Below are 13,638 nucleotides of genomic sequence, written 5' to 3'. Positions count from 1 at the left end.
CCATGGCGAAACTCATCGGCGACCTGCGCCCGGTCTATGTGGTGGGCATCGGGCTGCACCCGTACCAGTACCCGACCGAAACCCCCTATATCGAGCTGGGCCTGACGGCGATCCGCCGCGCTCTGGCCGACGCCAACATTCCCTGGGAGGCGGTGGAATCCTCCTATATAGCCCACGCCCTGCTGGGCATGGCGGCCGGCCGTCAGATGTTGAAATATTTGGGCGCCTTGGGCAAACCGCTGGCCCATGTGGAGAACGCCTCGGCGTCCGGCTCCACCGCGGTGCGCCACGCCGCCGTCGAAGTCGCCGCTGGCATCAGCGATGTCGCGCTGGCCGTTGGCCTCGACAAATTCCCCACCCGGCCGATCGGCAGACGGGCCTCCTCGGGTCTTCCGAACCTCGCTGAGGACGCGATCGTCCCGTTCACCCACTTCGCTCTGCTGGCCGATGAATATTCGCAGAAGTATGGCGTCAAGCAGGAGGACATCGCGCAGGTGGCGGTCAAGAATCACGCCAACGGCGCGTTGAACCCAAACGCCCAGCGCCAGAGAGAACGGACCTTAGAGGAGGTGCTGGCGCGCCCAATCTCTGGCTTCCTGACCGCGCTACAGTGCACGCCCCGAGGCGAAGGAGCTGCGGCGGTCATCATCGCCTCGGAGGAGGGAATCAAGCGTCTGGGCATCGACGCCACCCGCGCGGTACGCATCGCCTCCTCGGCGGCGGGCAGCGAGGAGGCCGGCAACGACCTCAACCCCGACACCGCGCTGTCAGCGGCGACAATGTCGCGCGCCATGCGCGAGGCTGGCGTGGCGCCGCGCGAGATCGACGTGATCGAGGTGCATGACGCCTTTACGGTTGAGGAACTGCTATATGCGGAGGCGACCGGGATCTGCGATCCGGGCCAGTATATCCCGCTGTTGAAAGAAGGCGCCTGGAACATTGGCGGCAAGTGCGCGATCAGCCCCTCGGGCGGCCTGATCGCCATGGGGCACCCGATCGGTCCGACGGGAGTCGGCCAGGTCGCGGAGATCGCCGCGCAGCTGCGCGGCGAGGCGGGGCCGCGCCAGCATAGGAACGCCAAGGTGGGTCTGGCCCACATGGTGGGGGTGGGCGCCGTCTGCTACGTCCACGTCCTGAAGAAGTGACGTCCGTTATCCGCGGGCCGCGTCGAGTCCGGAAACAACGCGCAGTTGCTTGGCTTTGAACAGCTTCTACACGAAAAAAGGCGCCGACTCGGTGATCTGCAGGTCTGTTGGCTTCACGCCACACGACTGCGCGCTATTGTGAACGCGGCGTCATCGTGGCACGGAGGATGAGGTTTCCTGAATCTCATGGATCGGTCACAACGGCATGGAAGCTGTAAACACACCGGCGCATAAGAAGCCAGCGCGCAAACAAGCCGATCGACGCGACGAGGCCGAGCACAAGATTCTCACCGCGGCCATCCGGCTCTTGGTCGAGAAGGGCTATGATCGCTTCTCCCTGGCCGAAGTTGGATACGCGGCCGGCTACAGCCGCGCTCTGCCGGCGCACTATTTCGGGAAGAAGGAAGACCTGCTCTCGCAGGTCGCCACCTATTTGGTCGCCACTTATCGCGAATCGATAGCTACCAGTCCGCCCCTGAAGCCGGGGTTCGAGCGGATCGCCGACCGCATCCGACGCTACAGCCAGGCCTACGGTTCGCGGCCGAATCGGGCGATGAGCGTCCTGATCGCCGAGGCGCGCTTCCGCCCGACGCTGCGGCGGACTATCACCGAACTGAACCAGCAGGCCCGCGAGGGCTGGGGCCGAGAGGTGCGCGCCGCGATCGAGGGAGGCGGCCTCCGGCCGGGGCTCAACGCCGAAGCTGTTGGCGCATCGATCTTCGGGTTCCTTAGGGGCCAGTCGAGCTTCGTCGACCTCGATCCGGGCTACGACATGAAGGCCGCTACCGAGGCCTTCATCGACAATCTCAAGCAGGGCGTGATGCTCGCGCCGGCCAGCCGCACGAGCCCCGTTAAGGCCGTCAAGGCGGCGGCCACGCCTTCGAAACCCTACAAGGCGGTAAAGGCCAAGCTGCCCCGTTAGCCGCCGGCGCGGTCGCGGACGCCCGGATCGGATGCCCAATCCGCTTCAGACCATCCGTTCGCGGCCTTCCCAATAGCGGGCGCGAAGGTCCTTCTTCAGAAGCTTGCCGGCCTCGTTGCGCGGCAGTTCGGCGACGATCTCGATCGATTTCGGCCGCTTATAAGAGGCGAGCGACTCCTTGGAGAACTCCAGCAGTTCATTCGGTGTAACCGAACGACCGGGCTTGACCTCGACGAAGGCCTTCACCTGCTCGCCGAACTCGTCGTCCGGGATGCCGATGACCGCCACGTCCTGAACCGCCGGATGCAGCAGCAGGCCCGCTTCGATCTCGGCCGGATAGAGGTTCACCCCGCCGGAGATGATCATGTCCTTGGCCCGGTCGGTGATGAAAATGTAGCCGTCCTCGTCGACATAGCCGACGTCGCCGACCCGGAAGAAACCATCGGCATCCAAGGTCTTCTCGTCGAGCGGATCGGCGTTCAGATAGTTCTTGATCACCAGCGGGGTGCGGATCCAGAGTTCGCCGGCTTTGCCGCGCGGCAATTCCTTGCCGTCGGAGTCGCGGACGCTGACGTCCACATGCTTGTAGGGCAGGCCCGACGAGCCCGGCTTCTTTCGCTGCATCGACGGCGGCATGTGCGAGATCATGCTGGTCTCAGTTGAGCCATAGGCCTCGTGCAGGCTGTCCTCGCCGAAATACTCCATGATCCAGAGCTTGAGCGAGAAGGGCACCGGGGCGGCGCCGACCGAGATGTGCTTTAGCGAGGACACGTCGTAGCTCTTGAGCACGGCCTCGGGCAGCCCTGCTACCCGCTTTATCATGGTGGGCACGCCAGTCCAGCTGGTGATCTTGTGCTCCTGGATCAGTTTCAGGGCGCCTTCCGGGTCAAACCGGCGCTGCATGACCATCGGACAGCCGCGAGCGATGCCGCCGCGGACGATGCTGGGACCCGCGCCATGGGAGAAGGGCATTGTGCAGAGAATCACCTCGTTTTCGCGCCGCCCGGCGGCCTCAGCCATGCTGGCACGGTATTCAAGAAACTTCTGCATCATGTGAGGCTCCGGGTTGCGCGGGGGCACGCCCTTGGGCAGGCCGGTAGTCCCGGAGGTGTAGATGACTAGGCCCGCCTCGGCGGCCGAAAACCGCTCCGGCGACGCCGTGGCCAGCAACTTGCCCCATTTCGGATAGCCGTCGAGTTCGGTGTCGATGCTGACCGTGAATTTCAGGTTCATCGGCTTGGCGGCCTCGAACATCGGCCGCGGATCCGGATCGTCCGCCATCAGGCCGACGGCGCCGCTATTGCCCAGCACATAGGCCACTTCGGAGGGGGTGAGGCGCCAGTTCAGGCCTAGCACCGAGCCGCCGAGCTTGGCGATCGCGCAGTTGATGATCCCCCACTCGATACGGATCTGGGTGCGCACGGCGATGATGTCGTCCCGCCCGACGCCGGCCCGAGCCATGGACTCGGCCAGGTGGTCGGAGAGGCGGTTCCACTCACTCCAGGTCAGGCTCCGCTCGCCCTCGACTAGCGCGACCTGGTCGGGCTTGGTCTGCGCCCAGAACTCCAGCGAATTCGATCGCGCGTCCTTGGTTGTCGTCTCGGTCATGCCTCGCTCCTTCCCTTCGGGCGCCCTGGCCTCATGTTTCGCGACATCTGAGCGCACCACTGGTATCAAAGTTATTTGTCTATTGATCAACAAATAATTGGTTGCGCGCAAGGCGGCACGTTCGCTTGTCACGAGAGAACAAGAAGCCGCGCATGCGCCGCGAGCATCCTGCGGGGGCGGCCGCTGTTGGCCAGCGCGCTGCGGCCGAGTTGGGCGGTGGACCCGCCATCGGGAAGGCAACGGCGCCAGGATCGCGACGGCGGCCCGGAGGGACAACTTGTGGGTCTGAGAGATCAGGATCGCCGCGGCGTTGTTAATCGGCACGTCGAGCGGTCTCTCGCCCCACCGCTGCCACCGCCGAGAAGAACTAAGAACCAGCAACTTTCGGGCGTAGATCAGGTTTCGCGCGGCTGTCCAGACAGGCCCGCAGGCGCACTTTCCACCCGGCGGGTCAGATCACTTGGATGTCGGCCTGGAGGTCGCCAAGATCGCCGCTGGCGGGCGTCTGCGGAAGGTTGCGCCGGAAGAGCGCGAAGAGCCGCTCCCATGCGCGAACGGCGGACGGCGCGTGATAGGCGTCTCGGCCGGGGATAGTGAAGCCGTGGTGCGCCTGCGAATAGACCTCGATCCGCCGCCGCACCCCAGCGGCCCCCAAGGCCTTCTCGAAGATCTGCAAGCTCTCCACGGGCACGTATTTGTCGGTGCCCGCGTGGGCGATATAGACCTCGGCCTTGATGCGGTCGGCGATCTTGTGGAGAGAGAGGGGCGTGTCGGTAACGAAGCCGCCGCCGTGGAAGGATCCCGCCGCGGCCACCCGGTCGGGGACAAAGGCCGCCGCCCAAAGCGACAGCCGCCCGCCCAGGCAATAGCCGAATGCGCCGACTGGGCCACGCAGGGTGTGCGAGTAGGCGTCCAGCCAGGCGATCACTGCACGAGTGTCGGCCTCGCAATTTTGCGGCGTGATGCTGCGGTTGAGCTGCCACATCTGGGCCCGCTGGTCGTCATAGACCGGATCGTCGGAATCGATCTCGTCCGGATTGAGGTTTACCTCCCGCGCCTTGCGGTAATACATGTTGGGTGTGGCCACGCAGTACCCGGTCGCCGCCAGGCGGCGCGGCATTTCCAGAAAATCAGGGCGGATTCCGCAGGAATCGAAGAAGCAGATCGCGACCGGAAACGGTCCCCCATGCTCCGGATGCATAACGACAGTGTTCATCACCCCATCGGGCGTCTCGATATCAACCTCGACTTCGGTCATCTTCGCACCTGCCGCTGGCACCGGGGTCCCGGGACCTGCGGCCAGGGACGGAATGGATCCGCAGAACCGGGGAGAGATCGCGCAGGGGCGCGAAGGTTCGGACGATCCGTCCAAAGATCGAGGTGGTGAGCGCGAGGCCTCGGCGCAAACCAACGTCCTCGGCCCGCGGACCCGGAAGGACCTCGCCTGAAGTACTTTCCCAAGTTCCGTTGTCGTCAGGACGGGAGGCCACCCTGACGGGATTGAGGGTGAAGATGTCATCCTGCACAAATTTGTCAATCAGACAGCAAAGATTTAGCGGTAAAGCCGGACGATTCTTGTTGAGATACCGAACGCGACCGAAATTCGGTTAAGTCCCGATTGACGATCAAGCGGTGCGATTGTCGTCATGTGATTGAACGCACAAACCCGTAGCCGTTAGCGCAGAATTTGGGAACTCCCGGCCCCCACGGCGTCGTTGCTCCAAGATTTGCTATATGATAAGCAAAACAAAAAAGTAGCGACGCGGGTGACCGAGGAAATGGCTCTGCAATCGAGGGACGATGCCGTCAGGAGGGGGTTGGGAGCTCGCGTCCGCTCTGCAGCACGTCGTTTCGCTATTGCAGGTTCAGGCGTGCTCGCGACCATGTTCGCGATCTCTATCGTGAGCTTTCTCCTCGTCGCTCTTTTACCAGGTGACCTACCAACGCTAATCCTTGGAGACGCAGCGACGCCGGGACGTGTAGCCGTGCTGCGTGAAAGTCTCGGCCTCGATCAACCGCTGATCGTCCGCTATTTTCGTTGGCTGGGCAATGTTCTGTCTGGGGATCTCGGTCGCGCGGTCCATTCTGGCGAGCCAACGCTTGACACCATTCTGTCGCGGCTGCCAGTCACCCTCGAGCTCATTGTCATGACGCAGATCGTGGCCTTGGCCATTTCAGTCCCGCTCGGAGTCCTCAGTGCCCATCGGCGCGGGTCGACCTTTGATTCCGTGACCCTGGGGTGTTGCCTCATGCTCCTCTCCATCCCGGCATTCGTTGTGGGCCTCTGTCTGATCTACGGTTTCGCGCTACATCTGCAGTGGCTGCCGGCGACCGGGTATGTCGCGCTTCATGAAGGTGTTCTGGAGAATCTGAGGAGCATGATCCTCCCAGTTCTCTCCTTGGCGCTCATCGAAGTTCCCATATACCTCCGCTTGCTCCGAACGGAGATGATTGGAACGCTGCAGCAAAACTATATTGCTCTCGCGCGAGGAATGGGTCTCCGGACGACCCGAATTCTATTCGAGAATGCATTGCGTCCTTCGTCGCTGAACCTGATCACCGCGGTCGGTATCAACATGGGGCGTCTCATGGGCGGAGCGATCATCATTGAGCAGATGTTTGCTCTGCCTGGCATCGGTCAGTTGTTGGTTCAATCGATCTATCAGCAAGAGTATCTCATGACGCAGGGAATTGTCCTATTTGTGGGCGTCATGTTCATCATGATCAACCTATTGACGGACATCGTTTACGCCATCGTCGACCCCCGCTTGTTGCACGATGGCGGATAGTGATGCGGCGCCTCGGTGTTGGATTCTTGCTTTCACTCAGTTGGCTCCTTGTCGTAGCGATTGCCACGCTCGGCGCAAGCTGGCTGCCGATCGACGATCCTGCGCGTCAGAGTCTGGTTCGTATGTTAAGTCCACCCAATGGGCAGAATTGGTTCGGCACAGATTCGCTCGGCCGGGATATTCTGTCGCGCGTGATCTACGGCTTCCGCATTACGTTCGTAGTCAGCATTGGATCGGTCATGCTGGCACTTGCGGCCGGCGGGGCGCTTGGCATGGTGGCGGGCTATTTCCGAGGATGGGCTGAGCGGATCATACTGGCGGCCTGCAACGTGGTCCTTGCCTTTCCGCCGCTGGTGCTCATCATCGCGATGGTCGCATACCCTGGCCACGCACTGATAAAGGTCATCGTCGCTCTGAGCGTTGTGTTCACGCCGGCGGTGATTCGCATTGTCAGAGCCAATACGCTTGCATACAGCGAGCGCGAGTTTGTAACTGCGGCGCGGGCTGCTGGCATGGGGAACATACGGCTGTTGGTTCGCGAAATTCTCCCGAACTTGGTCCCGACGCTACTGTCCTATGGTTTGTTGCTCATCGCCATTGGCGCGCTAGCCGAAGCGGGGCTGAGTTATCTTGGTCTGAGTGTGCCGCCGCCCGCGCCTACACTTGGGTCCATGATGGCATCCGAGCAGTCGAACGTACTGGAAGCCCCGCACGCCGTTTTTTTCCCGGCCATGGCGTTGTTTCTGACCATCTTCGCGCTCAACATGGTCGCGGAAGCGATTCAACGTCATATCGCACGTCGTGAGAGGCCTGCATGAGCGTACCGCTTCTGCGTGTCGATAATCTGAAAACCTACTTCGACCTTTCACACGGGAGGCTGTACGCTGTCGACGATGTTTCGTTCCAAGTCGGCCAAGGCGAGACGTTCGGTATTGTGGGAGAGTCAGGCTCTGGCAAGTCCATACTTGCGAGGAGCATCATCGGCTTACTCCCGATCAGTATCGCAAAACGGGCAGGTGGCAAGATCGAGTTTGACGGCCAGGACCTGATGGAGCTCAGCGAAGCTGGGATGCGAAAAGTGCGCGGTCGCGACATCGCGATAATTTTCCAGGATCCTCTAACTTCCTTGAACCCTGTGCTGCCCATTGGGCGGCAACTGGTCCAGGTGCTGCGCAACCATACCGATCTATCACGGCGAGCTGCTAAAGAGCGCGCGGTTGAGCTACTCGCTGAAGTTGGCATTCCGGGAGCGCGTCAGCGGGCGGAGGAGTACGCTCACCGCATGTCGGGCGGTATGCGGCAACGCATAGTCATTGCCATTGCTCTCGCCTGCAATCCTCGACTGCTTATCGCCGACGAACCAACGACCGCGCTGGATGTGACGGTGCAAGCGCAGATACTCGAATTGCTCCGCCGCTTGCAGGAGAGTAACGGCATGTCGCTCATCATGATCACACACAATTTCGGCGTGGTCGCCGAAATGTGTGATCGCGTGGGGGTAATGTACGCGGGACGAATGGTGGAACAAGGGAACGTCGCGGCGCTCTTGACGAAACCACGAATGCGCTACACGCGGGCCTTGTTAGACTCCATTCCAAGGAAGGAGCTGCCGCGGCATGCGCGGTTACAGGTGATCGCGGGCCACCCGCCCGACCTGACGCGGCGACTGGCGGGCTGTGCTTTTGCGCCGCGCTGCCCCGACAGACTCGATATCTGCGGCTCGGAGCTGCCGAGCATGATCTCGATGACGGATCATCAGTTTCAATGCTGGAATCCCTCGGGGGTGGAGTCGTAAAATGGCCGGCAGCGGACAAGCTCATTTGCGCAGCCAGGTGCTGCTTTCGGCCATTGGCCTCGTGAAGACGTATCGCACCCGTAGCTCCAAGCGTGTTCAAGCCCTTTCTGATGTCAGCATCGATGTCGCGCGTGGCGAGACGTTGGGCGTAGTCGGGGAATCGGGCAGCGGCAAGTCAACGCTGGCCAGAGCGATAATGGCGTTGCCGGCGCCCGACGCGGGCGTGGTATCATTCGACGGCGCGAGTGTGCTCTCGATCTCGGGGCAACGCCTGCGAGCAATCCGGCACAAGATGCAGATGGTCTTCCAAGACCCTCAATCGTCGCTTAACCCGAGCCATAGCGTACTCGATATTGTCGAGATGCCCCTGCTCGTGGCTGCACGTGGTTCCAGGACGGAGAGACACGTGCGCGTCATGGAGGCGCTACGTAGCGTTGGTCTAGACGGCGATCTGATCGGCAGTCGGCGACCGCATGAATTGTCAGGTGGTCAATGCCAGCGCGTTTCGCTCGCGCGCGCGCTGGTACTGCGTCCGAGACTTCTCATTTGCGACGAGCCGGTTTCTGCATTGGACGTATCCGTGCAGGCTCAGGTGCTCAATTTGCTGGAAGATGCAAAGGTTGAATACAACCTGACGATGCTCTTCATCTCGCACGATCTTGCTGTCGTGCGCAGCATAAGTGATCGGGTGATGGTCATGTACTTGGGCAAGATCTGCGAGATTGCTCCGACCGACGAGCTCTACTCGGCTCCAGCGCACCCCTACACCGCAGTCTTGCTCGCGTCGGTGCCGTCGCTCGATCCGACGCGGCGCCGTCGATCGGTAGCTCCGGCGGGCGAGACTCCCTCGCCCTTGGATATGCCCGTCGGTTGCCGGTTTCACAATCGTTGTCCGCGCGCGACGTCGCGCTGCCTTAACGAAGAACCGGTCGTCAAATCACTCGGAACGAAAAGGGGGCATTTTGTCGCCTGTCACAATCCGCTGGTACCCGCTGAGTCCCATTTGTGAACTCAATCCGATCCACCGTCTCGCGGGTCTCAATGTGTAATGGAGAGCATTATGGCTGGTGCGGCTGATCGCAAGTTTGCCTTCATTTCGAAGACTGCGTTGATCCTGCTCGCTTTGGCTGCCTCCCCGGTGCGCTTGAGTGCTGAGGAGCCAATTTCCGGCGGAACACTTACAGTCGGGCTCGCTCAAGAGCCACTCATCGTCGATCCGATCCGAAGCGGAACTTTCACTGAACGGCAGTACGCTGCGCCGGTCTACGAGGCGTTGTTCGACATTAACGAGGAGGGACAAACGGTTCCGTTCTTGGCTGAAAGCTATGAAGCTAGCAGCGATGCGAAGACTTATACTGTCAAGTTGCGCCGCGGGATCAAGTTTCACGACGGCACGCCGTTGGATAGCGCAGCTGTCGCGGCAAACTTTGAACGAACCCGAAATCCGGCGAACGCTTGCCGATGTCTATCGTCTTTATTGGAGCTGGAGAGTGTTGATGTGCTGGACGACTACACGGTGCAGTTCAAACTTTCGACCGGCAACTCGGCCTTCCCAACGGTTCTCGCCGACGCTCCGGGGATGATGGTGTCGCCGTCGGCCTTCAAGGCCAATCCATCGGAAATCGGCTTGAAGCCGGTCGGAACGGGTCCCTTTAAGTTTTCGGAATGGATTCGCAACAGCCGATTGGTGTTCGTGAAGAATCGCGACTATTGGCGGCTAGGGAAGCCCTATCTGGACTCGATCGTGCTTCGAGGAATTCAGAATCCGGAGACGATGCAGGCGGCGTTCCTATCCGGGCAATCGGACATGGTATTACAGGCGTCGACGCGGTTCGTGGCGCAGGCGAAGCGAGAAGGCAAATACAACGTGCTGCAGCCGGGCGGCTTTGGCTACGATGGCGTCTATATGAATCTTACGGAGCCGCCATTCGATGATGTTCGTGTTCGACGAGCTGTTGCGCACGCCATTGATCGTGAGCTGTTGCGCAAAACACTGCTGAACGGCATTCCCAGGCTTGCATTTAGCCCCTACGGACCAGGCATGTGGGCAAATCAGCCGGTCCCAAACTATCCAGTGCACGACAAAGCCAAAGCGAAGGAGCTTATTGCAGCCTACGGCAAGCCGGTCGCCTTTACATTGACACATAATAACTCGCCGCAGTCGCAGCAGTTAGCACAATCGCTTCAGGAAATGCTGGGGGACGTCGGAGCCAAGGTCGATCTCTTCCCAGTCGACCAGAACCGGATTGTGCAAAACATGAACTCCAAGCAATTCGTCGCGTCGCTCTACCGCTTTACGGGGCGAGCTGATCCCCACATAAACACGTACACCTTCTATCATTCCAGGTTTGCCGACGTGACCCCGTCTGCGAACTACTGGCATTACAAGAATCCGAAAGTCGATGAACTTCTGGAAAGAGGAATGACTTCACTCGACCAGGCAGAACGCAAAAAGATTTACGGTGATATTGCCGCGCTACTCGCCCAGGATCTGCCAGTCGCCTATCTCTTCTATCCGGCGGATTCCATCGTCACGAGCAGAAAGATCCACGGCGTTCGCGAAATCCCGGATGGTTTGGTGCGGTTTGGCGAGATCTGGAAAAACTGACTGCACAGGTGGTATTGGTCGCGCTGGTCAGCGCGCCTTGAAGCCGTCCCGCGCCGCTTGGACTTCGCATCGTTTCCGTTTGCTCTCCGCAGTTGGGAGAACGCAAGCGTGTAATTTGCGTTGGACATCCGTCGCGGAACGAATGGTGACGGGGACGGAGGCATCGCGAGACCAGCCAGCTGGCCTGTTGGGCTGGGAGCGGGTGCTTAGGCCCAAGCACAGCATTCTTGATGTCGCGCTCGAGGGCACATTCCAGCAGCGACTTGTGCTGGTTGATGGACTCGTTGCCGCGATAGCGTAGCACTCGCGGTTGCACTTAGAGGGACGGTTGCGGACAGCAGATTCTGGCACCGCAAAAGATAACACGATGTTAAGTTCGTGTAATAAATGGATAATTGTGCTGCGTCAGCTACGCGCTATCGTCGAGCAAGTCGGGCATCCGCATCTGCGTTCTCCCGAAGGGGCAACGAACCGCCGATGAGTCACAGCACCCGACCGTTTTTCCTCGGCGACGGCCGCTTCCCGACTGGCCTCATCGGCGCGCCTGTCGTGCAGTTCGGCGTCGCCCGCGTTGGATGAACGATGAAGGGCTCGTCTACATGTCATTTTTGAGATCGTCGTATCACTTACTGGCGCCGCCGATGTCGTCGTCGGGCTCGCCGCGCAGACCCGCGAGTCGCGGCCATTGAAGATGCTGGGTATGAATTAGAGGCGGCCCCAAGGCTGCCAACAGAAAACAACAAGCAAGGGGAGTGAACCGATGTTGATCACCAGAAAGAATCTTTGGGCGTTGTGGCTGCTGGCTGGGTCCTGGCTGGTCACACCAGCGTCCGCCGAGCCGATGGCTTGTGACGACGGCATCAAAGCTGCCTTCCATCCCGACGAGATCACGACCGTGATCGCGGTTCGCCAGGTCAAGAAGGGTGAGGAGCTGTTGGCGCCCGATGCGCAGAAGCCGATCGCGGCGGCAGCCGATCTTTGCCTCGTGAAGCTGCTGGTCGGTCCCGGCGTCACGGCCGAGAAAGACAAGACCGCGCCGTCCTATTCAGAAGGTATCGGCATCGAGGTCTGGCTGCCAACGCAGGCCAACTGGAACGAGCGCATCCGCAATTATGGCGGCGGCGGCTGGGTCGGCGGCGGCCATCGCTATCCCGACAAGATCGGCAGCAAGGTGCCGGCGATCGTCAATGCCAATATCGGCTATGCTTCCGGGACAACGGATGCCGGCCAGCCTTGGTATCAGGACGGCTCGTTCGCCTTCCTCTCCGACGGCAAGCTCAACGTCGAGGGCTTCCGCGACTTCTCCGTGCGGGCGATGGTCGAGCAGGCGGTCAAAACCAAAGCGCTGGTCAATCTCTACTATGGCAAGGCGCCGAAATTCGTCTATTACGACGGACACTCGCAGGGCGGCCGCCAGGGCCTGAAGATCGTGCAGGAATATCCCGAGCTCTATGACGGCTACATGATCGCGCAGCCTGCGCTAAACATCCCGAAGTTCGGCACCACCAGCCTCTATCCGCAGATCGTGATGAAGACCGAGCTCGGCTTCACGGCAATCAACAAGCCGGAGGCCGCCGCTTTCGCCGCCAAGGTCGAGGCCGCCAACAAGCGCGCTGTCGCGGCGTGCGACAAGGCCGGCCTCGGCTTCCTGCTTGATCCCTTCGCCTGCGACTACAATCCCGCTGGTGACGCGATGCTGCTCTGTGCGGGCGAAGCGGGCGATGGCGTCACGGGCAGCAATGCCGACAAGGCGGCTTGCATGAGCGCGAAGGAAGCGGGAGCGCTCAACAAGATCTGGTATGGCGCGACCCGCGATGGCAGCGTCGAGTCGGCTCAGACGGCGGAAGCCCGTAGCGGCAAGGCGCTCGGGGTGAAGCAGCTGTGGTGGACATTTACCAGGGGTACGTCGATCTCGATGCAGATCACGAGCGCGTCGACTGACAATTTTGCGCTCGGCATGCAGGACGTCAGCTACGCCGCCGATGCCAGCGCGACCTCAGGCATTCCGATCGCCAACACCTCCACCGCCAAGCGCAACCGCTGGGTCGAGCTCGACTATGTCGGCTTCGCTGATGGCGTCGACAAGAACGTCGCGCTGCAGCCCGCACTGTTCAGCAATCTGATCACCGACAAGGCGGATCTCTCCAAGCTGCGCGATCTTGGTGGCAAGGTGATCGTTTGGAGCGGACTTGCGGATGATGCGATCCCGCCGGCCGGCAACGTCAACTATCACGAGCGCGTGTTTGCTGCGATGGGCGGCGATGCCGAGGTCTCAAAATTCATGCGGATGTATCTGGTGCCGGGGGTCGCGCATTCCTCGCAGGGCCGCTCATACACCGTCACCGGCAAGAACGACGCCGTGCCACTGCCGAAACTGCCGGGCAACGCCAACCAAACGCCGACGCGCGACAAGGACCAGTTCTTCTCCGCATTGACAGATTGGGTGGAGAAGGGAGTGGCGCCCGGCGAGATCACATTGACCTCGCGCGATGGCAGTGTGACCTATCCGGTCTGCGTCTATCCCCAGCGGACGACGTGGGATGGCCACGGCCCGGCGACGCAGGCTTCGAGCTTCAGCTGCCGCTAGTCCCTGAAGCGTTGCCGGCACCGAACCTGATTGTTGCGATATCCGGCCGAGGCGACCCGGAGGGTCGCTCTCTTGGGGGCCCTTTTTACAACAGGGTTATTGTCCCCCTCGCGAATTGAACCTGACCTGGGTCGGTCATGGGGCGCTAAGCGTCATTAGTCGGGCAGCCGTTTGAAGTTTGGTG

Annotated in this window: 10 protein-coding genes; 8 read left to right on the top strand and 2 right to left on the bottom strand. The window is 61.1% G+C overall.

The features are described from left to right. The first annotated feature begins 2 nt into the window (after window positions 1-2). Window positions 3-1,145 (top strand): thiolase family protein, encoded by a 1,143-nt coding sequence (locus M2427_RS22045; RefSeq protein WP_280708763.1) that lies wholly within the window; start codon window positions 3-5, stop codon window positions 1,143-1,145. Window positions 1,146-1,350: 205 nt separating this feature from the next. Continuing rightward, window positions 1,351-2,067, top strand: a complete 717-nt coding sequence (locus M2427_RS22040; protein ID WP_280708762.1) for a TetR/AcrR family transcriptional regulator — start codon at window positions 1,351-1,353, stop codon at window positions 2,065-2,067. A gap of 45 nt (window positions 2,068-2,112) precedes the next feature. Here the strand turns inward: M2427_RS22040 and M2427_RS22035 are convergent, their stop codons facing one another. After that, window positions 2,113-3,999: an AMP-binding protein gene (locus tag M2427_RS22035; protein ID WP_280708761.1), complete on the bottom strand. Its 1,887-nt coding sequence runs from the start codon at window positions 3,997-3,999 to the stop codon at window positions 2,113-2,115. A gap of 127 nt (window positions 4,000-4,126) precedes the next feature. After that, a complete protein-coding gene (locus M2427_RS22030) occupies window positions 4,127-4,933 on the bottom strand; it encodes a dienelactone hydrolase family protein (RefSeq protein ID WP_280708760.1) in 807 nt (268 codons plus the stop codon). A gap of 508 nt (window positions 4,934-5,441) precedes the next feature. On the opposite strand from M2427_RS22030, the gene M2427_RS22025 reads away from it, so the two are divergent. The 6 genes from M2427_RS22025 to M2427_RS22000 all read left to right on the top strand — a co-directional run bounded on the left by M2427_RS22025 (window position 5,442) and on the right by M2427_RS22000 (window position 13,454). After that, window positions 5,442-6,464 carry an ABC transporter permease gene (locus M2427_RS22025; protein WP_280708758.1) on the top strand — a complete coding sequence of 341 codons (1,023 nt, stop codon included), beginning with the start codon at window positions 5,442-5,444 and terminating at the stop codon, window positions 6,462-6,464. Window positions 6,465-6,466: 2 nt separating this feature from the next. Further along, window positions 6,467-7,282, top strand: a complete 816-nt coding sequence (locus M2427_RS22020) for an ABC transporter permease (protein WP_280708757.1) — start codon at window positions 6,467-6,469, stop codon at window positions 7,280-7,282. Continuing rightward, window positions 7,279-8,259: an ABC transporter ATP-binding protein gene (locus M2427_RS22015; protein WP_280708756.1), complete on the top strand. Its 981-nt coding sequence runs from the start codon at window positions 7,279-7,281 to the stop codon at window positions 8,257-8,259. Before M2427_RS22020 ends, M2427_RS22015 begins: the two co-directional genes overlap by 4 nt. A 1-nt stretch (window position 8,260) precedes the next feature. Next, window positions 8,261-9,268 carry an oligopeptide/dipeptide ABC transporter ATP-binding protein gene (locus M2427_RS22010; RefSeq protein ID WP_280708755.1) on the top strand — a complete coding sequence of 336 codons (1,008 nt, stop codon included), beginning with the start codon at window positions 8,261-8,263 and terminating at the stop codon, window positions 9,266-9,268. Between the two features lie 51 nt (window positions 9,269-9,319). Next, window positions 9,320-10,867: an ABC transporter substrate-binding protein gene (locus M2427_RS22005; RefSeq protein WP_280708754.1), complete on the top strand. Its 1,548-nt coding sequence runs from the start codon at window positions 9,320-9,322 to the stop codon at window positions 10,865-10,867. Between the two features lie 760 nt (window positions 10,868-11,627). Beyond that, on the top strand, window positions 11,628-13,454 hold the full coding sequence (locus M2427_RS22000) for a tannase/feruloyl esterase family alpha/beta hydrolase (protein ID WP_280708752.1): 1,827 nt from the start codon (window positions 11,628-11,630) through the stop codon (window positions 13,452-13,454). Window positions 13,455-13,638 lie beyond the last annotated feature (184 nt).

The organism is Bradyrhizobium sp. BR13661 (assembly GCF_029892425.1).
In the GTDB taxonomy this organism is placed as follows: Bacteria; Pseudomonadota; Alphaproteobacteria; order Rhizobiales; family Xanthobacteraceae; genus Bradyrhizobium.
This window is presented reverse-complemented; position numbering and strand designations above follow the sequence as displayed.

Bases quoted from the DNA above. Each gene is read 5' to 3' on its own strand.
- M2427_RS22045 (WP_280708763.1), top strand. From the start codon at position 3: ATGGCGAAACTCATCGGCGACCTGCGCCCGGTCTATGTGGTGGGCATC.
- M2427_RS22040 (WP_280708762.1), top strand. From the start codon at position 1,351: ATGGAAGCTGTAAACACACCGGCGCATAAGAAGCCAGCGCGCAAACAA.
- M2427_RS22030 (WP_280708760.1), bottom strand. From the start codon at position 4,933: ATGACCGAAGTCGAGGTTGATATCGAGACGCCCGATGGGGTGATGAAC.
- M2427_RS22020 (WP_280708757.1), top strand. From the start codon at position 6,467: ATGCGGCGCCTCGGTGTTGGATTCTTGCTTTCACTCAGTTGGCTCCTT.
- M2427_RS22015 (WP_280708756.1), top strand. From the start codon at position 7,279: ATGAGCGTACCGCTTCTGCGTGTCGATAATCTGAAAACCTACTTCGAC.
- M2427_RS22010 (WP_280708755.1), top strand. From the start codon at position 8,261: ATGGCCGGCAGCGGACAAGCTCATTTGCGCAGCCAGGTGCTGCTTTCG.
- M2427_RS22005 (WP_280708754.1), top strand. From the start codon at position 9,320: ATGGCTGGTGCGGCTGATCGCAAGTTTGCCTTCATTTCGAAGACTGCG.
- M2427_RS22000 (WP_280708752.1), top strand. From the start codon at position 11,628: ATGTTGATCACCAGAAAGAATCTTTGGGCGTTGTGGCTGCTGGCTGGG.